The sequence below is a fragment of the Reticulibacter mediterranei genome, from assembly GCF_016587455.1.
Genome location: NZ_BNJK01000002.1, coordinates 1,708,011 through 1,734,270, shown reverse-complemented (window position 1 = coordinate 1,734,270; position 26,260 = coordinate 1,708,011). Strand labels below are relative to the sequence as shown.

At 52.4% G+C, this 26,260-nt stretch carries 24 protein-coding genes; 13 read left to right on the top strand and 11 right to left on the bottom strand.

The genetic code is table 11. The features are described from left to right. Positions 1-47: 47 nt before the first annotated feature. Complete coding sequence (locus K3T83_RS46075; protein ID WP_220209881.1) at positions 48-950, bottom strand: carbohydrate ABC transporter permease; 903 nt, start codon at positions 948-950, stop codon at positions 48-50. A gap of 112 nt (positions 951-1,062) precedes the next feature. After that, positions 1,063-2,028: a carbohydrate ABC transporter permease gene (locus K3T83_RS46070; protein ID WP_220209880.1), complete on the bottom strand. Its 966-nt coding sequence runs from the start codon at positions 2,026-2,028 to the stop codon at positions 1,063-1,065. 558 nt (positions 2,029-2,586) lie between these two features. On the opposite strand from K3T83_RS46070, the gene K3T83_RS46065 reads away from it, so the two are divergent. Beyond that, positions 2,587-3,840: an ROK family transcriptional regulator gene (locus K3T83_RS46065; RefSeq protein WP_220209879.1), complete on the top strand. Its 1,254-nt coding sequence runs from the start codon at positions 2,587-2,589 to the stop codon at positions 3,838-3,840. Between the two features lie 40 nt (positions 3,841-3,880). Here K3T83_RS46065 and K3T83_RS46060 read toward each other — a convergent pair whose 3' ends face one another. Both K3T83_RS46060 and K3T83_RS46055 read right to left on the bottom strand, forming a co-directional pair. Further along, positions 3,881-4,693, bottom strand: coding sequence for a hypothetical protein (locus K3T83_RS46060; RefSeq protein ID WP_220209878.1), 813 nt, complete (start codon positions 4,691-4,693; stop codon positions 3,881-3,883). 271 nt (positions 4,694-4,964) lie between these two features. Then, positions 4,965-5,825, bottom strand: a complete 861-nt coding sequence (locus tag K3T83_RS46055) for a helix-turn-helix transcriptional regulator (RefSeq protein ID WP_236065218.1) — start codon at positions 5,823-5,825, stop codon at positions 4,965-4,967. Between the two features lie 182 nt (positions 5,826-6,007). On the opposite strand from K3T83_RS46055, the gene K3T83_RS46050 reads away from it, so the two are divergent. Beyond that, the gene (locus K3T83_RS46050) at positions 6,008-6,916 is read left to right on the top strand and encodes an SDR family oxidoreductase (protein WP_220209877.1); all 909 of its coding nucleotides are present in this window, start codon (positions 6,008-6,010) and stop codon (positions 6,914-6,916) included. A gap of 88 nt (positions 6,917-7,004) precedes the next feature. Here the strand turns inward: K3T83_RS46050 and K3T83_RS46045 are convergent, their stop codons facing one another. Further along, positions 7,005-7,262, bottom strand: a complete 258-nt coding sequence (locus tag K3T83_RS46045) for an RNA polymerase sigma factor (RefSeq protein ID WP_220209876.1) — start codon at positions 7,260-7,262, stop codon at positions 7,005-7,007. 78 nt (positions 7,263-7,340) lie between these two features. Next, positions 7,341-8,183, bottom strand: a complete 843-nt coding sequence (locus tag K3T83_RS46040; RefSeq protein WP_220209875.1) for a helix-turn-helix transcriptional regulator — start codon at positions 8,181-8,183, stop codon at positions 7,341-7,343. 136 nt (positions 8,184-8,319) lie between these two features. Between K3T83_RS46040 and K3T83_RS46035 the strand changes: the two genes are divergently transcribed. Together K3T83_RS46035 and K3T83_RS46030 are read left to right on the top strand one after the other, a co-directional pair. Beyond that, a complete protein-coding gene (locus K3T83_RS46035) occupies positions 8,320-9,270 on the top strand; it encodes a TIGR03621 family F420-dependent LLM class oxidoreductase (RefSeq protein WP_220209874.1) in 951 nt (316 codons plus the stop codon). A gap of 77 nt (positions 9,271-9,347) precedes the next feature. Next, on the top strand, positions 9,348-9,881 hold the full coding sequence (locus K3T83_RS46030; protein WP_220209873.1) for a VOC family protein: 534 nt from the start codon (positions 9,348-9,350) through the stop codon (positions 9,879-9,881). 92 nt (positions 9,882-9,973) lie between these two features. Here K3T83_RS46030 and K3T83_RS57485 read toward each other — a convergent pair whose 3' ends face one another. After that, positions 9,974-10,369 (bottom strand): superantigen-like protein SSL4, encoded by a 396-nt coding sequence (locus K3T83_RS57485; RefSeq protein ID WP_220209872.1) that lies wholly within the window; start codon positions 10,367-10,369, stop codon positions 9,974-9,976. Between the two features lie 644 nt (positions 10,370-11,013). Between K3T83_RS57485 and K3T83_RS46020 the strand changes: the two genes are divergently transcribed. Continuing rightward, on the top strand, positions 11,014-12,273 hold the full coding sequence (locus K3T83_RS46020) for an MFS transporter (protein WP_220209871.1): 1,260 nt from the start codon (positions 11,014-11,016) through the stop codon (positions 12,271-12,273). A gap of 97 nt (positions 12,274-12,370) precedes the next feature. Here the strand turns inward: K3T83_RS46020 and K3T83_RS46015 are convergent, their stop codons facing one another. Then, positions 12,371-12,592 carry an MDR/zinc-dependent alcohol dehydrogenase-like family protein gene (locus K3T83_RS46015; protein WP_220209870.1) on the bottom strand — a complete coding sequence of 74 codons (222 nt, stop codon included), beginning with the start codon at positions 12,590-12,592 and terminating at the stop codon, positions 12,371-12,373. Between K3T83_RS46015 and K3T83_RS58280 the strand changes: the two genes are divergently transcribed. Next, positions 12,576-12,812 carry a winged helix-turn-helix transcriptional regulator gene (locus K3T83_RS58280; protein WP_373324690.1) on the top strand — a complete coding sequence of 79 codons (237 nt, stop codon included), beginning with the start codon at positions 12,576-12,578 and terminating at the stop codon, positions 12,810-12,812. The two genes, K3T83_RS46015 and K3T83_RS58280, sit on opposite strands and share 17 nt — an antisense overlap. Here K3T83_RS58280 and K3T83_RS46005 read toward each other — a convergent pair. Next, on the bottom strand, positions 12,795-13,850 hold the full coding sequence (locus tag K3T83_RS46005; RefSeq protein ID WP_220209868.1) for a LacI family DNA-binding transcriptional regulator: 1,056 nt from the start codon (positions 13,848-13,850) through the stop codon (positions 12,795-12,797). The genes K3T83_RS58280 and K3T83_RS46005 overlap by 18 nt on opposite strands. A gap of 379 nt (positions 13,851-14,229) precedes the next feature. Between K3T83_RS46005 and K3T83_RS46000 the strand changes: the two genes are divergently transcribed. The 4 genes from K3T83_RS46000 to K3T83_RS45985 all read left to right on the top strand — a co-directional run bounded on the left by K3T83_RS46000 (position 14,230) and on the right by K3T83_RS45985 (position 19,184). Further along, positions 14,230-15,546: an ABC transporter substrate-binding protein gene (locus K3T83_RS46000; protein WP_220209867.1), complete on the top strand. Its 1,317-nt coding sequence runs from the start codon at positions 14,230-14,232 to the stop codon at positions 15,544-15,546. A gap of 5 nt (positions 15,547-15,551) precedes the next feature. Beyond that, entirely contained in the window at positions 15,552-16,484 is a 933-nt protein-coding gene (locus K3T83_RS45995) for a carbohydrate ABC transporter permease (RefSeq protein ID WP_220209866.1), read from the top strand. A gap of 15 nt (positions 16,485-16,499) precedes the next feature. Continuing rightward, the gene (locus K3T83_RS45990) at positions 16,500-17,339 is read left to right on the top strand and encodes a carbohydrate ABC transporter permease (protein ID WP_220209865.1); all 840 of its coding nucleotides are present in this window, start codon (positions 16,500-16,502) and stop codon (positions 17,337-17,339) included. A 237-nt stretch (positions 17,340-17,576) separates the two neighbouring features. Beyond that, positions 17,577-19,184, top strand: a complete 1,608-nt coding sequence (locus tag K3T83_RS45985; RefSeq protein ID WP_220209864.1) for an FAD-binding oxidoreductase — start codon at positions 17,577-17,579, stop codon at positions 19,182-19,184. A gap of 52 nt (positions 19,185-19,236) precedes the next feature. Here the strand turns inward: K3T83_RS45985 and K3T83_RS45980 are convergent, their stop codons facing one another. Continuing rightward, positions 19,237-20,337, bottom strand: coding sequence for a hypothetical protein (locus tag K3T83_RS45980; RefSeq protein ID WP_220209863.1), 1,101 nt, complete (start codon positions 20,335-20,337; stop codon positions 19,237-19,239). Between the two features lie 155 nt (positions 20,338-20,492). Here K3T83_RS45980 and K3T83_RS45975 point away from each other — a divergent pair, with 155 nt between their 5' ends. Both K3T83_RS45975 and K3T83_RS45970 read left to right on the top strand, forming a co-directional pair. Continuing rightward, positions 20,493-21,674 carry a DUF2330 domain-containing protein gene (locus tag K3T83_RS45975; RefSeq protein WP_220209862.1) on the top strand — a complete coding sequence of 394 codons (1,182 nt, stop codon included), beginning with the start codon at positions 20,493-20,495 and terminating at the stop codon, positions 21,672-21,674. A gap of 687 nt (positions 21,675-22,361) precedes the next feature. After that, positions 22,362-23,786 carry a carbohydrate binding domain-containing protein gene (locus tag K3T83_RS45970; protein WP_220209861.1) on the top strand — a complete coding sequence of 475 codons (1,425 nt, stop codon included), beginning with the start codon at positions 22,362-22,364 and terminating at the stop codon, positions 23,784-23,786. A 167-nt stretch (positions 23,787-23,953) separates the two neighbouring features. Here K3T83_RS45970 and K3T83_RS45965 read toward each other — a convergent pair whose 3' ends face one another. Beyond that, complete coding sequence (locus tag K3T83_RS45965; protein WP_220209860.1) at positions 23,954-24,751, bottom strand: PhzF family phenazine biosynthesis protein; 798 nt, start codon at positions 24,749-24,751, stop codon at positions 23,954-23,956. 388 nt (positions 24,752-25,139) lie between these two features. Between K3T83_RS45965 and K3T83_RS45960 the strand changes: the two genes are divergently transcribed. Next, positions 25,140-26,258 carry a glutamate--cysteine ligase family protein gene (locus tag K3T83_RS45960; protein ID WP_220209859.1) on the top strand — a complete coding sequence of 373 codons (1,119 nt, stop codon included), beginning with the start codon at positions 25,140-25,142 and terminating at the stop codon, positions 26,256-26,258. The last annotated feature ends 2 nt before the right edge of the window (positions 26,259-26,260 follow it).

The window sequence follows — 26,260 nt, the reverse complement described above, 5'->3', positions numbered from 1 at the left end:
CCTTGCATTGAGAATAATGACAATGAAATGAACAATTCTCTCGTCTTCTACTTTGATATAGAGCCGAGCGCGCCCAGCCCTTGCATAAAGTAGCGTTGTGCCACAAAGAAGAGGATGAGAGGCGGCAACATATACAGCAGATTTGTTGCCATAAAATAGTTGTAGGGAGTCACAGCTACACCCCCAAACATGCCGGCAAACGAGGCCATGCCCAGCGAGAGCGGGAATTTCTCGTCTGAGATCAGATAGATCAGGGGCGTTAGATAATCGTTCCACGAAGCCTGGAACGCCATGATCGCCATCGTGATCCACACGGGCCGTGTCAATGGCACCATGATGCGCCAGAAGATCGTCCAGTGGTTCGCGCCATCCATCTTGGCCGCCTCGTCATACGAATAAGGGATCGCCATCGAGTACTGACGGAACAGAAAGATGAAGACCGGATTAGCCAACCACGCCGGTAAGATCAGCGGTATCCAGGTATTGTAGAACCCAAGCTTGATTACCAGCCGCATAATCGGAATCAGCCCGACCATCGGCGGCACAAAGATGCTACAGACGAAGATATAGAACCAGAACTTGCGGCCTGGAAAGCGGATGCGCGAGAGGCCGTAGCCAACCAGCATCGAACTCAGCACGTTCCCCGCCGTACTGAGAACAGAGATAATCACCGTGTTGAAAAAGAGCCGGGGGAAATGGATCTGCTCCGGCCCCAGAATGAAGTTCTCAAAGTGGAACTCATGCGGGAAAATTTGCGGCGGGATCTGATGAATCGTGTTGGTGCTTTTGAGCGCGATGGTAATCATCCAGAGCAGCGGAAATATCATCAAAATGCTGAGCAGCACACAGAGCGCGTACCATGCGATGCGGGACACGACCAGCCCGTTCGAGCGTTGCTTCGGGGTGTAGATTTTATGCTGTGTTGGCCTGACAAGCGTAGAGGTTGACATCGAAACGTACTCCTTTCTCTCCCTCTGTTGTAGTCGAGCGATTTATCGCGGTCGGGACACCTGTCGTGCAGTTCGAGCCGCCACGATAAATCGCTCGACTACAACGGATTTTTTAATCGATGTTGTTCTCACCATAGACCCACGTTGAAGAGGTGCGGAACGTCAGAGCAGTGATCGCCAGAATGATGATGAACAATATCCACACTTCCGCCGTTGCATAGCCAACCTGGGGAAACGCGCCTTGCAGACCGTCTTTATAGATCTTGTACATGAAGAGGTTGGTGGCGAAATTGGGGCCGCCATCGGTCAGCACCTTCGCCTGATTGAATGCCTGGAACGCGCCGGTCAGTTGCAGCACCAGTTGCAGAAAGATGATCGGTGAAATCATTGGCAACGTCATGTTCCAGAAGGTTGCCAGCGCTCCCGCGCCATCGATGCGCGCAGCTTCGTAGATCTCCTGGGGGACCGCTTGCAGACCAGCTAGAAAGATAATCATCGTGCCACCAACGCCCCACAAGCCGATAATCACAATCGCGGGCATTGCCATCTGTTCGCTACCCAACCACAGGCTCGTCGGCAAATGAATTGCGGAGAGGGCCACATTCGCCAGGCCGAAGAGCGGATCATAGACGTACTTCCACAGTGTTAGCACCGCGATTCCGGGCAGCACCACCGGCAAATACATGATCGTGCGAAAGATCTTGATGCCAGGAAGGGCGCGATTGAGCAGAACCGCCAGCAACAAACCCAGTACAAGCGTCGTTGGCACGCTCAAGATCCCGAAATATGCCGTCGCGCGCAACGAGGGCCAGAACGCCGGGTCTTTGGTAAACATATACTGGAAGTTCTGTAAGCCGATCCAGCGCGGCACGGACAGCCCATTCCAGTTGGTGAATGCATAGTAGGCGGAGGAAATCAAAGGGTAGGCAACAAACAGGCAAAAACCCAGAATCGCAGGCCAGATAAAGAGATAGCCAGCAATGGCATCGTGGCGATGCCATTTGCGTTCTTGCCATCGGCCAGTCCGTCGTACAGCCTGACCCGTCGCCCGTACATTATCAGCAATGCGTGTCTCCATTGAACACCTTCTTCTCTAGAGTCGCCACTTTTCAGTGCGTTGGGCAACGCTCCGAACCGTATACGTTCACAACTGGGGCAGACCAGCAGCGGCCACCATTCATTCTCACTCGGCTCAGAGACTTTTTTAATTTAATAAATTTATTTAGTCGGAATATACCATGAAAGCAAGCTGACCGTCAAGCCTTGCCGCAAAACAAAATAATTGGGTGCAGCAAACAGCGGCCCCACCTACGTTCAAACACCAGGGCTTTCCAATTCTCCCATCTAGCAGGAGTGCAGAGGGCGGCAGCCCTTTGCCGGGGTGCGGGGTGTCCCCACAAAAACCTTTTTTCTTCTCTTTTGCGCGCCGTCGCAGGCGGCGCGCGAAGGAGGGAAGGAAACTGGGGACGCCCCAGGCCCCGGCAGGGAGACCCCTGCACCCCTTTGAGCGGAGAACTGGAAAGCCCTGGTTCAAACACAATATTCCTTGACGATTGGTGCGGCTTATGTTACTCTTGTAGAAAAATGAAAAACCACAGCTTGAATTATTACTAAATTCAATGAAAAAAGGCACCTCATGAATACCACCAGAGCAGGAAGTAAAGGGCTGATCCGCGACCTCAATCGCAGCCTGGTACTCAACATCATTGCCACGCATGGCCCCATTTCGCGCGTCGAGGTCGCGCGGCGAGGAGGACTGACAGCCGCCACCATCACCAATATCGTGAACGACTTTATTGCTGCCGGGCTGGTATTCGAGGCTGCCTCTGAGGAATCTAGCGGTGGAAGGCCGCCGATTCTGTTGCGCATCAATCCTACAGCAGGCTACGTCATCGGGGTCAAGCTGCGTGAATACAAGGTGATTATGGTTCTCTGTGATCTTGCCTGCAACGTCATCTATTGCGACGAAGAAGAACTGCCCAACCCGGTGCAGCCCTATCAGGCGGTCGAGACCATCGCCACCGCCTTTGAGAAATGCTTGCGCGAAACACATATCAACCAGCAGGACGTACTGGGCATGGGCGTTGGCGTCTCAGGACTGGTCGATGCGGGACAGGGTATATTACGCTACTCCAACTTCTTCGATTGGAGCAATGTCGAGTTGGGGCCAGCGCTTGAGTTTAAGACGCGTGTGCCAGTAATTATCGAGAACGATGTCAACATGTTGGCGCTGGCTGAGAGTCATTACGGCGCGGGTCGCTCCTCGCATATCTGTTTGCTTATCACCATTGGTCATGGCGTGGGCATGGGGCTGGTCATCAATGGCGAGCTTTTTCGCGGCGTCTATGGCAGCGCTGCCGAGTTCGGGCATATAACGATGGACGAGGCACCCGATGCGCCCCCTTGCACCTGTGGCAAGCACGGCTGTCTGGAGGCGATCATCTCCGACTACGCCATCGCTCATGCCGCCCTTAACGTCGAGCTTGGGTACGCAGACGAGCCAATGATGCAGCAGCTTGTCGAGAGGGCACGTCGCGGCGAAGAGGAAATTGCAGCGATCTTCCAGCATGCAGGCACAACGCTTGGCATCGCGCTGGCGAACCTCATCAACCTTTTTGACCCGGCCCAGATCTTGATTACTGGCGAGGGTCTGCGTGCCGGTGATTTGCTGTTGGGGCCAGCGCAGGCCACGATCCCACACCATCTTTTTGGCAAGCCGCGACCAGAGGTATCGCTGGTCACGATCTCCTCTTCAAACGAAAGCTGGGCGCGTGGGGCCGCCAGCGTCTTCTTGCGCGAGGTCTTCCGCCCCCCCATCTACGAGACTGGAAAAACGCTCGCCATTGATACGCTCTTGCAGCGAGCACGTGGTCGTGCGGTGAAAAAATGAGGTTTCACAAGAGGCATCCCTGGTTATCTCCCTGATGACCTCAAAGCAGGAAGGAGCCGATGCCTCCCCCAAGAAGAGCCAGAATGAGCAGAGAAGGCAGCATACTCATACCGAGAAGGCAGAGGCCCGGAACATCCTCAATATAATTGAGCAACCTCGGAGATGTTAGGCGATTTGAGCGTATAAATATAGATGCTGTCCACCTGGAGAGCACAGCAACGGTCTGTCTGGCGCGAGAGGAAGGTCGAGCTTCGAGAAGGCGTGTAGCGAAATCGATCAAGAGAAGGAAGTTACAGACCACCAGAGGGAGAATCAGAGTAGCAATCAAAGTACTCCAGAATGCAATCAGAGCAGAATGCGTCTGCCAGGTAACCAGGAAGGCATATCCAGCGAAAATGAGCATCAAGGAAACTTGGAGATACAAGGGCCAGAGTGGTATTTGCCAGGTTGCACGTCCCGGACGAAATGCAGGCCACTCTTTGACGAAGAGCATGAGATACAGAGGAAGAGGTAACAGCAAGCCCCAGGCTAGATTCTCTCCCCAGCGGCGTATCAGAGCACAGTAGAGGAGACCCATAACGAGGCCGAAAATGCCTCCGAGGAGCAACGCTAATTGTACGACAGATTGAGACGCTTGCAAGGAGTAGCAGCCAATTATCAAACAAGTAAGCAGAGCGAGAGCGCACAAGCAAAATTGGAAAAGATGGCTATTGGAAACTTTCTGCTCGTTTGCTTTAGCAAAGAAAATGAAGAGTTGTGCGAGAAGAGGCAAGAGTGGAAAGGCCGCTGCTATGATGAGAAGAAAACTTAATAGGGGGCCACATCCAGATAAAACGAGAAGCAGTTTTTGCATAGAAACCTCCATTTCCCGACGCATTTAAAAGAAATATAGCTGCCAGGCACACAGAGAGGCATGGGGCATATGACCCATTCCAGTGAGGTTGTCTGCTATTACATAGATTTCGCCTGCAGATTTGAATTTACCACTGTCGAGCGTTGTGGACCGCGTCTGGAGCCATGTTTCCGGGCAACAATGGTTGAGCTGCTCTCTCTGGATGCGCCAATTATCGCGCGCTACGACGGAAGAGATTCCCTATTCTGGTTGTGAAATTTCATCAAGATGTTTACGTGTTCTGTTCAGCATCGTGGGCCAGAAGTTGCTCGATCTTCTCGGCTGTTCCTGTGTTGGGGCGCGGCGAGTGAATCAGCAAACGCAGATCGCTGAAATCGGCGGCCTGGAGCCAGAGAAAATCAAAGTACAGTTCTCCCACCAGCGGATTATGCATGGTTTTGCGTCCTTCTGAGACGTTGAGAACATCGTGGCGTGCCCATAATTCCCGAAACTGCGGACTGATCTGGGAGAGTTCTGCAATTTGTGTGGCCCACCAGGGATCGTTGATGAAACGACCATAGCCAGCGCGAAATTGCGCCAGATACACGCGTGCAAGCTCCTCCCACTCCTCGTTTAATTGCTCCGCTGGGAACGTGAATAACCGCCAGATCAAATTACGCTCTCGCTCAGACGACATCGTGGCATAGTTGCCAAAAACGACGCGACAGGTCTCATTCCACGCTACAACGTTCAAACGAGGATCAACGACGGACGCCGGGATGCTTCCAAGTTGATAGAGAAACTGTTGCAAGGTCGGGCTGATCGTTGGTGGTGAAAACGTCTCGACTGGCGGTGGCTGTCTGAGTGCGAGCAAAAACAAATGGGCGCGCTCGTTCGCGTCCAGTTGCAATACTCGTGCCAGGCTTTCCAACAATTGCACTGAGACGTGAATATCGCGCCCCTGCTCCAGCCAGGTATACCACTCCAGGCTGACTCCGGCCAGCAGAGCTACTTCTCCCCGTCGTAAGCCCGGTGTTCGCCTGCGCATCCCTCTGGGTAATCCCACCTGTTCTGGCGAGACGCGAGCGCGGCGGCTCTGCAAGAACGCTGCTAACTCTTGATGACGATCGGTCTCCAATTGTTTTATAGACACACGACATGCTCCATGAGATCAATTTGACCAGAAACTAGAAGTATTAGTTCCAGGATAAACGCTTCTCTCGTTAAACTCTGTCCCTCATTATACACTAATGACGGATGAGGTGCGTGAACTATGCAGGCGAACCTGACCATACCACCGAAATCTACATCCTACATCTACTGGAGGAATTTCTCATGAAAGTTTTCGTTACTGGCGCGACGGGCTTCGTCGGCTCCGCCGTCGTTCGCGAGCTTTTAGCCGCCGGACATCAGGTTCTCGGTCTGGCACGCTCAGATACCGCCGCAGCCTCGCTTGCCACAGTTGGTGCGGAAGTACATCGCGGTTCGCTCGATGATCTTGAGAGCCTGAGAAACGGGGCAAACGAATCGGATGGTGTGATTCATACCGCTTTCGATACCGCCTTCGATCACGATCTTTTCGATTTTGCGAAGTCTGCAGCGATAGAACGGCAAGCCATCGAGACGTTTGGTGCGACGCTTGCTGGGTCAGGTCGCCCGTTCGTCGTAACCTCTGCCACTGGGAGCCTGCCGTCAGGTGGTATCAGGACGGAGGAGGAGGATGCAGATACTACGTCGTCCGTCGCGGCCCGTTTTGCTATGGAAGATGTGGTGCGGGAGATGGCCTCGCGTGGGGTGCGTACGTCGATAGTGCGACTGCCGCCGTCAGTTCATGACGAAGATGATCATGGTTTTGTCCCGACCCTCATCGCTACCGCACGCGCGAAGGGGGTATCGGCATACCCGGGCGATGGATCGAATCGCTGGGCTTCCGTGCATCGACTCGATGCGGCCCATGTGTATAGGTTGGCGTTGGAAAACGCGGAAGCTGGCTCACGATTCCACGCGATCGCCGACGAAGGGGTGCCGGTGCGCGAGATTGCAGAGATTATTGGGCGTCACCTGAGCATTCCGGTCGCCTCTCTGCCTGTCGAGCAAGCTGTTGAACACTTCGGCTGGATCGGCACCTTCTTCGCAAAGGACTGCGCAGCATCGAGTACGCTCACCCAACAACGCCTGGGGTGGCATCCCGTACGATCTTCGCTTCTGGAGGACCTCGATCAGGGGCACTACTTTAAGCAATAAGATGACCAAGTAATCCTGTAATCTTTCTCGTTTCGTAGTGGAGCAATTTATCGCTCCACTACGAAACGAGAAAGATTATTATTACAACTTATAAATGTTGCGATACCACTGGGTCAGACTGAGTTATATCTTCCGCATCCTCGCGCCTCCCGACCATTCGTACAGCAATATTAAAGATCCAGGTCTGATGCCGCCGGATCAGTTCTTCAAACGATTGCCAGTCCCCATTCTGGGCTTTCGTGACTAACTCCTCATCAGATATCTCAAATGCTGTCGTTTCGCTAAATGGATTATGCATGGTGTCCTCGGTCATACAGAAAGAGTTTGCGTTCGGGTACAGATACATGATACCTCCTGAAAGGTTAGACCCTGCTATCTGACCATTGTGACAGCTTGCGACAAAGAACACGAGCGATCTGCACGATCAAGTAGTTGGCAAGCCCTGCCACTCCACAGATTCCGCCAATTTCCTGGTTGTCTCTGCTTCTGCCGAGGTAAAAACACGCATCTGTAGATCGGGGGCATCAACGACCTGGAAGGTACTTGTGTAGAAGTTCATCAGTCCAAGCACAGGATGATTCAATTCCAGTGGTCCTATACATGTCGAGCGAATACCATGCTCTACCCACCACTCCCGAAATTCTGGACTCGTCTGCTGAAGCTCTGCAACCAGATCTTTGAACCAAAACTCTTGCACGTAGCGATCACTGGTGGCACGAAAGAGAGCCACAGCCTTCCAGGTATCTTCTTCATAGTTAATGAAGATCTTCCGAGACTCTGGTCTACCGAACATGACACGCAAGATATTACGCTCAGGTGCGGGAAGCCTCTCAAAACCTGGAAAAATGTAATCTATAGCCCGATTCCAGCCGATAATATCCCAGCGGGGATTGTAGATATAGGCAGGTATGGCTATAGAGTCAAGCAGCCCTTGCAACTCCTGACCGATTGTACTGGTTAAGGGATAAGATTCGGTCGGCACCTGTCCTCGCGCCAGCACAAAGAGATGATGGCGCTCAGTGGCATCCAGATCAAAAACCTTCGCCAGCCTTTCAAGAATTTGTGAAGAGACCAGAATATCCTGTCCCTGTTCTAAGCGTGTATACCACGATACGCCAATCCCTGCCAGTACAGCGAGTTCCTCCCTGCGCAATCCAGGGGTGCGACGGCGCGAATCAAACGGGAATCCTACTGCTTCTGGCGAAATGCGTTCGCGTCGCGTCCGTAAAAAGTCTGCCAGCTCTTGACGTTGCTTGTTTTCGTTCATTTTACCTTCTTTTCCGCGTGTTACCTGACAGTTTTTGTCCCATGATAATTTAAGGGCTGGCGCGAAGTCAAGGGTGACGCTATGCTTCCTACCATATTGGTGTTTAGACAAAACTAGGCATAGGAGAAAAAAGATCTTGGCAATAACGCGTCCTTTTCGTTTCGGTCTCAATCCCGGCCTTGTTCATATTGCAAACTCGCGCGAGGAGTTGGTCAACAAAGCTCGTCGTGCGGAAGAACTTGGGTATAGTACATTTTTCGCTATAGATCACTTTCCAGCGCCTCTGTCTCCGCTGTCTCCGCTGATCGCCCTCATGGCAGTGGCAGACGCGACGCAAACGCTTCGAGTAGGTACGTTCGTCCTGTCTAACGACTTCCGACACCCGGCGCTCCTTGCGAAGGAGGCAGCGACCCTCAATCTGCTTTCCAATGGGCGCTTTGAAATGGGGATAGGAGCCGGATATATGCGCTCGGAATACGAGCAAGTCGGCATCCCATTTGACGCCCCTGGCGTACGCATTCGCCGCCTGGAAGAGGGGGTACGGATAATCAAAACTCTCTGGACAGAAGAGAGTGTGACCTTCTCCGGGGTCCACTATACGATTACGAATTTGCAGGGCAGGTCTCAGCCGGCTCAACATCCTCCCATCCTTATTGGCGGTGGCGGAAAACGTCTCCTCTCGGTGGCCGGGCGTGTGGCCGACATTATCAGCTTTAATCCGCAACTGGGAGAGGCTGGATCAACAGACATCGCCGACTCAACCGAAACAGCGCTACAAGAAAAGCTTGCCTGGGTGCGCGAGGCGGCTGGAGAACGCTTCCCCCAATTGGAACTCAATCTCCAGATATCGGTTGTAGTCGTGACGGAGGATCGCATTTCCGCCGCTCAGGCCATTGCAAAAGCGCTAGGAATACAGGCCGATCCAGAACTGATTTTGAGCGCTCCCTATGCGTTGATAGGTACGGTAGAGCAGATCATTGAGCGGCTGTATACCCTTCGCGAGCGCTATGGGATAAACTATTTTGTCGTCCCTCTCGCTCAGATGGACGAACTATCCCCCATCGTTGCCCGCCTGGCAGGAGCCTAAACCCTGTTGTATTTTCACCGGATAACGATTTCAGCATCCTCTACTGTAAATTTTGACATTAAAGGAGAAAAACGACATTGACAGAGATACCTCTCACTCCACCAACTGATTTTCAACTTCCAAAGCTCCATCACATTGGAATGGTGGTTCGGGACTGCGACGCTACTATTCGTCACTATAAAGAGATCCTGGGCATCACGTCCTTCTTCACGTATGATGTTCCTCCAATGCCCAACTACTCCCTTGTTTATGGCAAACCAGCCACATTTGAATTGCGCGTTGGATTTGCCTCGTTGGGCAACACTCTGTTAGAACTGCTTCAACCGCTTGATCGAGTTTCGCCCTTTTTTCATTTTTTAGAGGAGCATGGTGAAGGGATGCATCACCTCGGTTTTCTTGTTCCCAATGTGGATGACTACCTCGCAAAGATGGAGGGGAAGGGGCTCCATATACTCGGGGAATGGGGGGAGCCTTCCATGAACGTGAAAACGGTATGTCTGCAAGGAGATAGCCTTGGTGGAACTGTTCTGGAGTTGATGCAAGATAATCCTATCATGCAAGCCTTCCACCAACAGGTCTATCAGGCTACAGGTCACAAACCTCTTCCATAATGAGGTCAGATCTCTACTGATTGAACACAGCCAGCACTATTGCATGTAGTGCTGGCTGATCGTCACGGCTGGTAACGGCGTCACTAATGGCATTAAAGCCCCTGAGCAGTCGGCGTCGGAGCTGGCGTTGGCGTCGCCGCTGGTGGCGTCGGCGATAGTGTTGGTATTACCACAGGCGTTGCAGTCGGCGGCACCTGTGTTGGTGAAGGGGAAGGGGCTGGTGTCACTACAGGCGTTGCAGTTGGCGTCACCTGTGTTGGTGAAGGGACTGGCGTCACTGTCGGAGCCGATGAAGATGATGCCGCTTTTCCCTTACGATGCCCGCTTTTCTTGTCGTGAAACCTTGTTGGAGGTGTAGGTTGAATGGCAGTACTTTGAATTTTTGCTGATTTATCTGAAGAAAGATTAATAGAGACAACACCACTATTATATAATATTACAGCCATACAAGTGAGAATAAGCATAGAGGCTGCTCTAATAATAATCATAACACGTTTGCTTTGCCTACCAGAATGGGAGGAAGATGACCGAGTTTTTCTCCTGGTACGCCATTCTATCACCATTTCTGATATAGTTTTCCCAATGCAGATTGACCAGACTGTACCAATAAACTGTGCAACAAATGAGGCAAAATTAGGGTCTATATGCATATATTATGTACTCTTCCATTTTATATTTTAATTCAGGCGAAGGTGTGCCACACCATCATCTAAGCGAAGAAGTGCAATAAGGAGATGTTGATTTCATTCTCTCCACTTCAGCGCTCTCTAGTTTATTCTCATTTATACATTTAGTAAACATGATTAAAAACATTATAGTAATATAACTTCTTACGCAGCATGCGAGATCAGTATCTTATGCTGAGATTCTTCCAATGGCTATAATTAAACGTCTTCCTATCGTTTAATATGAGTATAGTATACAATGTTCAACCAAATATCTCACTCAATTTATTTTCTTAAATACAAATCATACATTTATTAACATCTTTATATAGTAACCTGAAGTATTACATATTTGAGACTGACAGAAATGCCCGCCTTATCCTTTCCGGTTTTGCATAGGGCAAAAAGAAGATATATGTAGAGACACTTGCAAATTGCAAGCAATAGGCCGGAAAGGATGAATATATATGGCTACAACATTTCTCGATCATAAAGCAAGCGCCACAACGAAAGCAAAGATGATCCTTGCGACTCCCGCCCGAAAATCGAGGCGGATCACCGTCGCTCTGACATTTCTGATCGGCTGCGTCGCCCTTTCGATGACCGGGTTCGCAATTATTATGCCCGTCTTCCCGCAACGCTTGCAGGCGTTGGGGCTTGGTGCTGAGACGCTGGCGCTGATGGAGGGTGCCTTTGGTCTGGGTATGTTCCTGCTGAGTACGCCGATGGGCACGCTGGCCGGGCGCATCGGGCGCAAACCGATCCTGCTGATCTCCCTGGCTGGCTTTATCGTTACTAACCTGCTCCTGGCATTCGTGAATGTCCCGCTGCTCTTCATCCTTATTCGCTTTGTCGAAGGTATGGTTATTTCCGGCCTGATGCCTGCATCTCTGGCGATCGTGGGCGATACGATTCCCACCGCCAAACAGGGCCGCTGGATCGGCTTTCTCACCACCGCACAGGCGACCGGAATAGCGCTGGGTCCGGGGATCGGCGGCTTCCTCTATCAGGCGTGGGGCTTTACCAGTCCGTTCTTGCTCTCAGCCTCTATCGCGCTGCTGGCCTCCCTGCTCTGCATCTTGCTCGTACCCGAAACTCTCCCTGCACAAGCACGTGAAGAGGCGAAAGCGCACCAGGAGACAAAGACGCGGGAACGGGGTCTGATCGGCCTGATCTGGCTCTTTGCGCCCTTCCTGTTCATCGATTTCGGCCTGATCTTCATCTATCCTTTCGTTTTCCCGCAATATCCCTTCTTCTTTGAAAAGGTGTTGCACTATAGCACCGCACAGTATGGCCTGATTATCAGCGTCTACGGGCTGGCCCTCGCAGTATTCCCGCTCTTCCTGGGACGCCTGAGCGAGCAGTTGCCCAAAAAGCCCTTGATCATTGCAGGTAGCGTTCTCTTTGGCGCGCTCAACGTGTTTATGTTCGTGGCTCCGCTCTATCCACTGTTACTGGTGGGGGCAGCTCTGGCGGGATTGGGAAGCGCCTTCGCCGAGCCAGCACTGGGCAGCATCTACCTGGCCGCCACCACCGATAGCAATCGCGGGCAGGTGATGGGCATACGTGGATCAGCCATCTCGCTCGCGGTCATGCTCGGCCCGCTCGTTCAGGCACTCATCGGTCCCTGGACAGGCCCACATATGACCTTCGCGATTGGCATCGTCCTCTCCGGTGTGATCGTGTTGATGGCGATGCTGCTCTTGAAAGGCTCGCAAGAGAAATAATGTAGCCTCTCGCACGAAAGCGTAATCTCACGATTTTTCGTGGGATTACGCTTTTTAACATTTTAGATTCATTTTTGAAGTTAATGCTTCAGATGGACTATCTCTTGAGATGCAGAACTGCTTTGCCAGTGAATTGTCGTTGCACCAGGCGTTGTGCGACCTCACCAATGTCGTGCCAGGAAGCCTCCGCCTCAATGGGCGTCCGCAATTGCCGTCTGGCTACCAGTTGTGCGAGCCAGGCCAGGTCTTCAGATGCAGCACGACGCTCTAATTCCGCAAACATCGCCAGTTTATAGAGGGTAATGCCTCCAGCAACCATAAAATTTCTGACATCAAGGGTAACTTCTGGCGATGCCGACCAGCCCAGCGTGACGCAGGTTCCCCCTGGCTACTCGGAAGTGCCTCTCCACGTGGAATATCAATTGACCGAACGGGGACGACGCCTTAAGCCCGTTTTTATTGCTATGGGGGTATGGGTTCAGTCGGAAGATTCCGGTCAAAAAAACGAGGCAGGTTTTTCTTTACAGCGGCTGGACTGAAGCTCGCTTGATCAGCTCAACATCAAGGACAGAGGTAACGCCGAGAGCCTGGGGATTAGCGATGCGAGCCATCAGGCTTTTCACAGCAGTCGCGCCCATCGCCTCTCTATTCACACGAACCGTTGTAAGCGGTGGAATGAGATGTTCCGCGATTTCTACATCATCGAAACCAACAATAGAAATGTCTTCCGGGATACGCACTCCAAGTTCGCGCAGTGCTCTCATGGCTCGTCCCGCAACAGGATCATTTACACAGAAAAGAGCGGTAGGTCTGGCAAGGAGAAGGCGTTGACAGGCAGCAAAAACATCGTCTGGCTGTAATGTATTATAAACCACGACCAGTTCATCGCTGATTGGCAATTGAGCGTCGCGTAACGCCGAAAAATACCCATCTTTCCTGCGCTCAAAGGTATAGATCTTATCCAGAGACGACAGATCGTTCCCAGCGTACCCGCCAAGAAATGCAATGCGTTGATGGCCCTGAGCCACGAGATAGGCAACAGCCTCTTTTGCCCCCTCAAAGTTGTCAGAGAGGACAGCATCGACAGATCTTCCAGGCAAACGAACCGAGTTATCCACCAGAACAAGGGGAATATTTGTCTGTACAATTGCCTCCACGATTGCAGGCTTGGCCGGACCCACCAGCAAAATACCACCCGCCCGCATCTCATGCAACGTGTTGAGCAGCAGATACAATGGCTGCTGGATACCAACGCCGCGATACGTGATAGTGATATTTGCTTTGCGCGCCTCCCTCTCTGCTCCATGCAAAATATGCGCCCAGAACGACGTATCGGACGAAGGCTCTTCGAGATCGGCATAGTTGAGCAAAAAGCCAATTTCTTTCAATGCTCGCCGATCATGACGAGCCGTTGGCAAGCCGCCGGTTTTAAAATATCCCAGTTCTACCGCGACATGTAGCACCCGCTGTCGTAGCTCGTCTTTAATATTGCTATGATTATTGAGAACCCGCGAAACCGTAGCAATGGAGACCTCTGCTTCCTGGGCGATATCCTTTACTGTTACTGAGCGTCCCACAACATCAACCTTTCGCCTCGACTTGAAAATTATGAGAAAAATCTGCCTCTACTGTATTGCAAAAGTACCACGCATTTCAGCGCTTGTCAATGCATGAAATGGAGCTATATATTGCAGAGTTAGCAGCAATTATTCAGAAAAAGTGCTGTAAAAAACATTGACATTTACAGAAAATTTGATTATGCTTTTTGCAGCACGATGCTTTCTAGCTACATCTACAACTTTTTGATCAGAAAGGACACAGGATTCGCCTGAATGCAGAAGTCAATCAGGCTTGTAGATGCGCACCAACGGGTCAGGTACTTCTTTTCGCACGCTCACATCAGCATACTATCTGTTCAACGTTACGATCATTCTCAACTCAACGAAGGAGTTTTGCATGAGCACGAACAAGGTTCCCTCCAATGGACGCAGTGGATTCTCCCAACATATAACGAGGCGCGACGCATTGCGCGTCGTCACTGCCACTGCTGGTACCCTCATCGTCGGCTCGGCACTGGATGCCTGTGGGGGCAGTTCTTCTGGCGAACTTACCGGCGGGAACGGCGGTCCGATCACCCTCCAATTTTGGGATACCTTCAGTTCAGCAGAAATCACATTGCTCCATCAACTCGGTGCGGAATATACAAAGCAAAATCCCAACGTGAAGATCAACTTTTTTGAAATACCACAGGCACAGCGCCCCACCAAGATTCCCACTGCCGTACAAACGAACTCACTACCAGACATCATCAGGGCAGATTATCCATATCAATATTATCTTGGCACGCGCAATAAACTGGTTGCCCTCGATGATAGTCTGAAAGACTGGGATATGCGTAGCGCAATCTACGACGTTTGCTGGAAAGAGGTCACCTATCAGGGGAAGATTGTAGGGTTGCCGCAGGATAAATTTACAGCCGTCTTCTGCTACAATCAGGATAAATTTAGCAAAGATGGCATTGATAAGTTTCCCACAACCTGGGATGAGTTCACGGCAGTCTGCCAGAAAATGACGCACGGCGACGAATACGGGCTTGGCTTTTATCCCGATGGCGGACAACTATTTATCCCCTTCTTGCTACAGGCTGGCGGCAAAATCGTTGACGACACCATGACGCCATTATTTAACCAGGAACCGGGCGTCACAGCACTCCAATATATCATTGATCTGGTCAAAAAATACAAGGTCACACCACCTGATGTTACAGGATGGCAATACGCTAATGTCGATGACGCGCTCAAAGGTGGCAAAATTGGGATGGTGCAGCTTGGGTCGTGGATTATCGGCAATTATCGCGATGCAAAGGTGCCCTGGAAATTAGGGATTGGCAAGATGCCCAGTGGACCTGCGGGCGGTGGCGTCATATCATCTACAACAATGTACATGGTAACCACCAATTCGCAACATCAGAAAGAGTCTATCGATCTCATCAAATGGCTTGTCAGCAAACAAAACGCGCTTCGCTGGGCCAAAACGCTCGATCATGAGCCAATCGATAAGTTCACCGAGGCCGATCCTCACTTCACCACAGAGGTCTTCCAACCGTTCAAAGAATCGCTCTCATTCGCAAGCGGATTGCCTGCAACCCCCGCCTGGAACGCCGTCAATGATGCGCTTTCTCAGGCCATACAAAAAGCGCTGTTGGGGAAAGCAACCCCGAAGGCCGCGTTAGACGAAGCGGCAGGTATAGCGAAAGATGCGCTGAAGAGTTAGAGAAGATGCTAAAAGTTAACACTGCAAACAACGCTCCGGGCGGCAAGCGAACAACGTTGAGCATAAAGCAGATCCGCAGCAGGAATAGCATGACGCCGTACATGTTCCTGCTGCCAGCGACGATTGCCATGCTGCTGGTCTTCTTTTATCCCATGCTCAACGGGATCTATACCAGCTTCACTCACTACAACCAGTACAGTGATACAACCAGACTGGTGGGGCTGGAAAACTATCTCAAGGTTGTGCTGGATGCTTCCTTCTGGAACAGCATGCAGCGCTCCCTCATCTGGGTTGTGTGCAGCGTGCTGGGGCAGTTTATCGTGGGTTTCGCTTTTGCCCTGCTCTTAAACGAGCGCTGGCCTGGAAACCGCATCATGCGCGCAATTGTCCTGATCCCCTGGGTCATGCCTGGCGTCTCGATTGCCCTGGGATGGAGCCTGATCTACAACGGCCAATTTGGCCTGATGAATGACGTTCTCGGCGGTCTGGGACTGCCCCATGCTGATTGGCTGGCCGATCCCAATCTGGCAATGCTGGCCGTCATCATCGCCAATATCTGGAAAGCATTTCCATTCGTCACCGTCACTATGCTGGCAGGGCTGGCCGCAATCCCCGACGATCTTTACGATGCTGCAAGAGTCGATGGAGCCTCAGTATTTGGTCGCTTCCGCTATGTCACGCTACCACATTTGAAGAACATCATTTCCATCGTCGTCCTGCTGATGATCGTCTGGACATTCAATTATTTCGATCTGGTCTATGTACTGACGCAGGGCGGCCCGGCGCGCGGCACTGAGATAGCTCCCATACTGGTTGCACGCTTCGCCTTTCAGCAGTTCGACTACGGCCTCGCAGCCTCGGTTGCTATCATTATGACCCTGTTTAACATTATCTTCGCCATACTCTATATCTACATATTACGCCGGACAGAGGCATAAGAGGAGGGTGATCGCATGAAGAGAAGTACTCTGGGGTGGATTGGCATCTATACTGGCGTCTTCTTTGGGGCTGCATTTACACTCATTCCTGTTCTCTGGATGCTCTCCATCGCTTTCCGCCCATCCAGCGAACTGTATCAAACGCCGTTTCACATCTTCCCCGTCACCCTGACGTTCGATAACTTTATGAACGTCCTGCTCAATCGCACCACTGTACCCGCTCACCTTGAACAGGGCTTCGGGCGCAGCTTAATCGTCTCGCTCTGCACAACCGTCCTGGCTGTAGCAATAGCATCGCTGGCAGGTTATGCGCTGGCACGCTTTAACTTTCGTGGTCGCGATTCATATGGCTTCTTGATGCTCGCAACGCAGATGATGCCAGCAATACTCTTTCTGGTGCCTTTATTTGAAATTCTGCGGCTCATCGGTCTGGTCAACACGTTGCAAGGGCTGATCCTGAGCTACCTGACATTCTCCCTGCCTTTCTGTATCTGGCTGTTACGCGGCTACTTTGAAGGTATCTCGCCCGATCTTGAGTCGGCAGCTTTAACCGATGGTTGCAACAGATTGCAGGCGCTCTGGTATATTGTCCTCCCTCTGGCAACACCTGCGTTAATAGCTACCGGCGCGTTCGCTTTCATCAACGCCTGGAACGAATTTCTCTTCGCCTTCATCCTGGCAGGGAATCAGCCACTCCTTACCGTACAACTTTTCGCATTTATCGGCCAGTACGGTCCCGAATACGGCAATCTCATGGCGTCAGCTGTTCTCGTCGCGATTCCGCCGGTCGTCATCTTTCTGTTAATGCAGCGCTATATGCTTCGCGGCCTGACCGCCGGAGCGGTGAAGGGCTAATAATTGGGGCATCCTCTATACCTTCACCATTCCCCTCTTCATTTGCCGAATGCATGGCGTATCGAGACGATTTGTTGTCTTTGATCGATTATTATCTATATAGACATTATTGATGCATCCGGCAAAGAGAACGGTGAACGCCCCTGCCATATTCGGCCTCACCCCGGAGAAATTCGTGGATGCACCAATTATCGCTACACTACGAAATACCTTACCGCTTTTGAAAGGATTCCATTGATGAGATCTGCCAATAGCGCAGTTGAGAAGATAGAGCGCCGCGAGTTTTTGTCGCTTTGTGCGGCTGGTATGTTGCCGGGCGTGCTTGCCGCCTGTGGGAGTGGGACATCGGATGCGAGCACCACGACGCCAACAGCTTCAGTGCGTCCCTCGCCAACCGCGCAACCCTCACCCAATACCGCCGACTGGTCCGCGCTGGCGGCACAGATGCAGGGAACGCTTGTGCGACCGAACAATCCACAATATGCAACGGCGCGCCAGCTCTTCAGTCCAGCCTTTGACAATGTACAGCCTGCCGCCATCGCGTATTGTGCCTCGCCTGCCGATGTGCAGAACTGCCTGAGCTTTGCGCGACGCTTTGGCATTGCAGTAGCTCCTCGCTCCGGTGGGCACTCATACGCCGGGTACTCGACAACGACGGGTATTGTACTGGATATGACGCGCATGAATAGTGTGAAAGTCGAGGCAGGCACGGCCATTGTGGGGGGAGGCGCTCGGCTGATCGATGTTTATGCGACGCTCACTCAGCAGGGTCTCATTCTGCCAGCTGGCTCCTGCCCCTCGGTTGGCGTGGCGGGCCTGACGCTGGGAGGTGGGCATGGCGTGCTGGGGCGCAAGTTTGGGCTGACCTGCGACAATTTGCTCTCGGCCCAGGTGGTGCTGGCAGATGGGCGCGTCGTGACCTGCGATGCACAGCGCGAACCCGATCTCTTCTGGGGATTGCGCGGCGGCGGTGGCGGCAATCTGGGCGTCGTCACCTCGTTCACGTTTCAAACTCACGCCGTCCCCTCGCTAACTCTGTTCACGTTGCGCTGGCCCTGGAGCAGCGCCGCAACAGTCGTCAATGCCTGGCAACACTGGGGGCCACAGGGGCCGGACGAGATCTGGTCAAACTGTCTGCTTGCCACCAGCGAGAAGGGGTCCGCGCCCATCGTGCAGGTGAACGGCGTCTATGTTGGGAACGTGGCGGCGTTAAACGCGCAGCTTCAGAAATTGACGAACCAGATAGGTGTGGCACCGACGCTCGATTATGTGTCCGGGGTGGGCGTCCTCGACGCAATGCTGTACGAAGCTGGCTGCTATGGCAAGACGGTTAACCAGTGCCATCTGCCCACACAAGATCCGCAGGGACAGGTGCAGCGCGAGGCAGCCAGCGTCAAATCCGACTACTTCACAAAGCCATTGTCACAGCAGGGCATTCACAACCTGCTCACCGCGATCGAACATCGCCAATCTTCTTCCACGCTCGGCAACGGCGGGATCGGGCTTGATTCCTACGGTGGAGCGATCAATCGCGTGGCGGCGGATGCGACGGCCTTTGTGCATCGTGATGCGCTCTTCTCTGCCCAGTATTCGGGCAGTTGGCAGGCGGGAGATGCCAGTGCAATTGTGTCCGCCAATCACGCGTGGCTGACGGATACATGGAAATCTATGCGGTCGTCAGCCAGCGGCTTCTCCTATCAAAACTATGTTGACCCCGATCTATCCAACTGGCAACAGGCATATTACGGCTCTAATCTGGCCCGGCTGCAACGCGTCAAGGCGACCTACGATCCGAGCAATTTCTTTCATTTCGCGCAGAGTATTCCGCTAGCAGAGGGAAAATAATATAATAATCGGTAACACTCCAAATGTTGTAGTCGAGGAAAGACCACCACTTCTATGAGAGAGGTGTATAGGTGAAGTGCGAAAACAGGGCGCTGAGCGAGCTTTTCGCAGTGGGATCGGCAACGCCAAAGGAGATACCGTGACTGTTTTGATAGGTGGTGTCGGAAACCGTCGCGACCGTGTGACCGTTGATTGAAAAGGTCATAGCAGGACCGTTGACTTCGGCGGCAAGCGTGAAAGTCTTTGCAGGCTGCACCTTGCCGTGAGCGAGGACCGCTGCGACGGAGCCGGAGGTATTGCCGACGCGCCGAACCTCCCACGTACCATCTTCGCGCACCGTCAACGTATCGTTGCCATACCCGCTGTCCTCGCTATCGGTGATGCCGGGTTTCTGTACGCGCACCCCTAGCTCAACGCTGGCCTGCTGGCTGCTGACGATGGTTGAGGTGATCTGCGTCTTGAAATGGCGAGGGAGCGCGGTGCTATCTCTATCCTCAAATACCAGAGTCGCGTAATAGTTGAAATGATCCTTTTTTGTCACCAGCAGACCATCAGGTTTACAGGTCATCTCCGTCGTGGTATCGAAGGCGGTCTGCGGCGTCTCCTGTACCCCGCTGGATGTTTTGAAGTATTGGCCGATGGCCCAGCGCGCCCCGCCCAGATCGCAGCGGCTTCCGGGGACAGTAGCGGAATAGGGGCGAGTGAGCAGAGAATCGGTCAGCGACATATTTTTATAGATGGTCTGTTCGGGCGTGTGGCGAGAGAGGAAGAAGCTGGGCAACCCCACGGCCAGCGCGGTGGCAAGAAACAGAAGCACAGTTGTAACGAGGGTCAATCTGGGAACAGATCTGGCTCTTGCGGAAAGTTCTTGAGCTGACGATGAAGCAGGCAACTGGACGATCTCCTCTTGCTCAGAGGGTGTGTTGACGGCTTCTTCAGGTGAAGATGTGCTGCTTGCTTCCTCTAGTGACGGCGCAGCAACGACCTCCTCTTGCTCAGAGGGTGTGCTGCTCGCTTCCTCTACAACAGGCGTAACAGTCACTTCCTCGACTGAAGGCGCACTGCTCGCCTCTTCATCAGGTGCGGCGGCTGACTCCTCCGCCTGGGGTTCCGTGCTGATCTTTTCCTCGTCTGGCCGATCTTCGCGCCCCATTAAGATATTCCTTCCCGAGTTGTTTTCTCTATCGCCCACATGGTAGAGCATGAGCCACAGATCGTCAAGAGAACGAGACGAGAGGGCTATTCAGTGGCGCAAAATCAGGGTTTCCGTCGTCTTGTACTACAGAGATTATATAAGCTGGAGGTTTTATGTCTGGCACGCATTCCACTGCACGACGACGCCTGCATATTGGTCTGGCCGCACTTCTGCTGGCGCTGTTCTGTTTGCTTATCAATCCACTTTCAGCGCTGGCCTGTGGAGGTCTGTTTAGCAAGGATTTGCACGCGGAACAGACCGGAGAGCGGCTTATTTACGCACTCGATGAGGGCAAGGTCACACTATATGAGCAGTTTACGTATACTGGTTCGCCCAAAGATTTTGTCTGGGTGCTACCCGTCCCGGCGGTTCCCACCATCGATGTTGCCTCTGTGGATCTATTTCGCGAACTGGATAGAGACACGGTCCCTTCGTTTTATGTGAACAGGCATGAAGCGCCTCCCTGCTTTCCAACAAACAGAGAAAACTCGGCGGGTTCGGCAGCTCCAACAGGGGGTTCGGCGGTCCATGTGTATAGCGGCGGTGGAATTGGCCCGTACAGCTATAATGTCATTGGCTCCAACGATCCACAGGCGCTTACACAATGGTTGGATGGACATCAATACAAATTGTCGGAAGAAGAGCGAGCAGAACTAAAACCCTATATTGCGGCAAAGATGCTCTTTCTCGTAATGCGGCTTCAGGGGAACGCAGGCGTGCAGGATATCGCGCCAGTGAAGATTACCTACGCCACCAAGCAAGCGAGCTTCTCAATTCCGTTGCGGTTGGCAGCTCCGATGGGCAAGCTCCCGCTGGGGGTGACGGTCTGGATCTTCGGGAAGAGCCGCTATGTACCTCAGAACTATCAATCGCTCGAACTTACCAGCAGCGACTTCCGCAATGTGACCAATCCCTGGAGCAACTTCTACGATGGAAAGGTTGAGCAAAAGGTCAAACAGGCCGGAGGGCACGCGTTTGTTACCGAATACGCGCAAAACTTTCAGAGCATGCAGCCACAAGATCCGCAATTGCGCAGCCTGCAACAGCATTACGGCTATCTGACGCGGCTCTATACGCGCATCTCGGCCAATCAAATTCAGCGCGACCCAACCTTTGTGGCACAAACGGGCCTGTCGGATGTCAGTCGCTATCACGCTATTACGATGCCCGAAACCAACGAGCAAAACTGTACCGGAGAGTACCTGCTGGTTGGTGGAGCGCTACTGTTAGGAATAGGGATAATTGCTGTGCCGATTGTGCTGTTCGTGAGGAGAAGAAGAAAGCACATTATCTAACAAATGTAACAAACGCGGGAAAGTATTTCGTAGTGGAGCGATTTATTGCGATGGGGCCACATCACAGGCGGTTCCACCCATGCGATCAATCGCTCCACTACGAAATACTTTCCCGCGTTTGTTCGTAAAAACTCATTATCATGGTTGGGCGGCCTGCATCACCGGATGTATTTGTTACATTTGCATCCATGATAGGCTCACACACACCTGCGGTCTTTACCAGCGATCCCAATGAATCACGGACGCCAGAGATGGACGAGCAGCAGGCCGGAAACTTGTTCCAAGTGTATAAGCGACGGCAATAAGCGCAGCCTGCGTCACCTCCTTGTAGGAAAGGCCAAGTACCTCAGCAGCCTCTTGCTCCAAGAAGAGATGATCGGTTGTTAAAGCGGCACCCAGGCCACGTGAGCGTGCTGCGAGAACAGTATTCTAAAAAACCTGGATTTGCCTTTCTCTCGTATGCATAAGCATCGCTAATTTCAACGAAAAGCGTAATAACTAACAAAAACGAAGTATTATTATTAGAACTTTATGGGGATAATTATATCAAAATACTCCATAGAAGAGTGTTATGCTTTATACTATACAACAAGATTTCTTCATAGCTGCTAAAACTGGAAGGAATCCTGCATATATGACAGAAAATGCGTTCACAGTAACATAAGAAAATTTGGAGTATAATTCTGTATGGAAGCAAAACCTGTAGGACGAAAACAGCGTAGCATCATCTTCATGAGTGGGATCGTTTGTCTGCTCCTGGTTGTCGCAGCCGGGGGCTATGCAGCGTTTAAAAATAGTCCGCAACCATCGCATGCGGCGACAGGAGCCTGGATAGAAAATTTTGATGGCAACAGCTTGAATAGCAACTTCTGGAACATCTCGAACGAACGATATGGGATGGGTGCGATAGATAATGAACATCAGGGCTACTTTCAATCAAAGAACGTCAGCGTGAGCGGGGGATATCTGACCATCGCACTCACGCAGGAAAAAGGGCAAGTTGGATCGAATGCGAATGGCATCATTTCGCGGGGAGGAGAGATTGAAAGTAAAACGCCCTATGGCTATGGAACATATGAGTGGAGAATGCGCACGAGTTCAACGGTCGCTTCTCCCACCGACATGGGCGGCAAAGTCGTGAGCGGTCAGATCTCCTCTGGCTTCACCTATACCAACAATTCGGAATCGGAACTCGATTTCGAAGTTGAGGGGCAATATCCCAGGACGGCAGAGATGACCACGTGGCATAACACGCATCCACAGACAGACGCAACGGAACATGACCAGGTCGAGAATGACGCACAGATAGAGAAGATGGCGAACGAATTTAAGACATACAAGGTTGTGTGGAGCGCCAACGAGGTCACATACTATATCAACGATAAGCAGGTTGCCCACCATACCAGCCATGTTCCCTCAGTGGCGGCCAGCGTGATGATCAACCATTGGGGGACCGATAGCGAGGAGTTTGGTGGACTGGCGACAGTTGGCACGACCCGCTACCTGCTTGTCGATTGGGTGAGTTATACGCCTCCCGGCGCACCGACCCCGACCCCAACGCCAGGAACGACCGCCACAACCGCGCCTACGCCAACACCTGTCCCACCAACAGCGACACCAACTCCGGCACAATCGACGCCTACGCCCGCGCCGACTACGCCGAATCTGATTCAAGGCGGCTCATTTGAGAATACCAGCACGCTTGCTCCCTGGTACTTCACGGCCAACTATCCTGCGACGGGCAATGCAACGATAGACAGGACGACCTATAGTTCGGGCCATGCCTCGGCCAGAATCAACGTGACTCGCGCCGATAGCTTCAACAGTTGGAATGTCCAGTTTGGGCAGTCAGATGTTGCGTTCCAGAAGGGGCATACCTACACTATCACCTTCGCTGCCAAAGCGTCGGCCAATCGCACGGGGCAACTGGATATTCAGCTAGATGCGCGACCCTGGACGGAGTACTTGAAGCAAAACTTTACCCTCAGCACAAACTGGCAACAATACTCCTACACATTTACTCCATCAGCCAATATCACCAATGCTGAAGTCAACTTCAATCTGGGCCAGTCCAAAGGAACTGTCTGGATTGATAACGTCGCTATCCACTAAAGCACATTTCATTATCGCGGGTGCTTGTTACACAATTCCCCCGCGATAATGAGCTTTTCCGAACAAATCCAGGAAAGTCATTCGTAGTGGAGCGATGTATCGCGTGGGCGGGCTTCTCAGGCGGTTCCGCCCACGCGATACATCGCTCCACTACGAATGGCAATTCATTAGAGCAACTGGCCGCGCAGGGTCGTAATGGCCTGACCGCCGAGACGGACGCGGTCGCCATCGAAGGAGACGCGCACGATGCCGCCACGCGTTGATGCCTGATAACCGGTGAGATGGGTGCGACCAAGACGCTTGCTCCAGAAGGGGCTAAGGGCGCAATGGGCCGAGCCGGTGACAGGATCTTCGTTGATGCCCACACTGGGACAGAAGAAGCGCGAGACAAAATCATAGCCTTGCGCCGGATCGTGAGCGGCGGCGGTGACGATCACGCCACGGGCTGGCAACGTTACCAGTTGCTCAAAGCGGGGTTGCAGGCTGCGCACAACCTCCTCTGATTCGAGTTCGACTACATAATCAAGCTGGCTCTTACCAACGTAGCGCGGAACCACGCCGAAGCTCTCTGTGAGGATCGCGGGCGTCTCCACAGCCTCCTCCAGCTTGGCGGGAAAGTTGAGTTCGATCCATTCTCCCTCACGCCTGGCGGTTAACACGCCAGCTTTTCTGGTAAAGAAATGCGCCTGAGCATCGGCTGGGAGATAGCCCTGCTCCCAGAGCGTGTGAGCGCTGGCTAAGGTGCCGTGACCACACAGTTCAAGCTCAACTCTGGCCGAGAACCAGCGCAATTGATAACCATCGTTCTGCGGAGTCACAAATGCAGTTGCGGCCTGATTCATTTCGCCAGCAACCTGCTGCAACCAGGCGTCGTCGCGTGGCTCGTCCAGGACGCAGACCGCTGCGGCATTGCCAGCGAAAGAGGTATGAGTAAACGCATCAACAAAAAATAGCGGCAAGCTCATATATTCTCCTTGTATCTTTTCAAGTCTTCCTCTCTGGTACTTCTCTCTATTGTAGAGGAAAGGAGGCGACGAAGCTACAGCCATATGCAACGAATAGAGCAAGCCAATATAACGGTAATCCCTCCTTCGTAGTCGAGCGATTTATCGCGGGGTGCAGCTTGTGGAGCGGTTCCCCGCGATAAATCGCTCGACTACGAAGGAGGGATTACCGTTATAAATTGTTACAACTCATTCTTTCTATAGAAAGAGGTTAACGTCGTCATCTCCTAATAGGACTTAAGGGCATATAGGGCAGTTAGTGGTCGAGAAGCAGCATATGATATGGTACACTATGCTACAGAGTAGAATTGGTTATATATAGAGGAACGTTGGCAGCAAAGGAGTGTACATGTTTGCTTTCGGTATCGAGCATGAAGTCGCCTTCCTCAAGGAAGATGGACAGTTTGTGGATTTTGTCTCAACATCATTCGAGACGCTCGACGCCATCGTTGCAGATCTACCTATTTTTGAAGGAGATTATCCTCAGTTGCGGATTGGGGATGCAGGCATTAAGCGCAAACGTTGGTATATTGAAGGATATGAGCGTTACGATCTGTCGGGCAAGGTCACATCCTGTCCACCAAAGGGGATCGAGATACGCACGACGATCCACAGCAGCATCCAGGGGGCTGTAGACGAGCTAAGCACCAGTTTTGATATCTTGCGCAAGGGTTCTATTCGTGCGGGACTCATCCCTGTACTCACGAGCTTTAACCCCTTTCGTACAGAATTTGTACCAGATCCCCCGCTTAATGAGTTTGAGCGGGATCGTAAGCGCCTCTCGCCGGAGAAGCGCACCGCCGTTATTCCCATGCTCACGCAAGGCCCGGACCTCAATCTCTCGGTGCCGGGACTCAGTACTGAAGAGATCATTGACATCGGGCGCAAACTCACCTATTACAGCCCGTATATCGTCCCTTTCAGCTTCAGTTCGCCATTTTATGACGGCAAGCTCTGGAATGGCCTCTCGGTACGAACGTTTCAGCGAACGGGTGCGCGTCCGGCTGCGATGGTCTTTCTGGGAAAACCGGAAGAGTTGATCGTGAGCAATCCTTCGTTAACCAAGATAGCGCGTCTGCCTGCCGAAGTGGGGCGCATCGAGTTTAAAGCCTGTGATAGCTGCGATAACTTCGAGATCTACGGCGCGCTGCTGGCCCTGCTCAAAGGATTGATGCTTGATAAGACGCTGGCGGGGCGTGCCACCGTTCCCGATGGACCATTGCATCAGCTCTCGGCGCGGCAAGGTTTCTCTGACGAGCAGATTGCTGAGGGTACGCACAAGATTTTGCAAGCGGCAACCAGTGCCTTGCACAATGACGCTGATCTCAACTGGCTGAAATCACTAAACACGATGCTTGAGAGTCGCACCACACCTGCTCACGACCTGATCCGGGCGTATCAAACAAGCGGCTCGATTGAGCGAGCACTCCGTTCGACCTATATGAATTCTTTGGAGCCTATCCCCTGAGA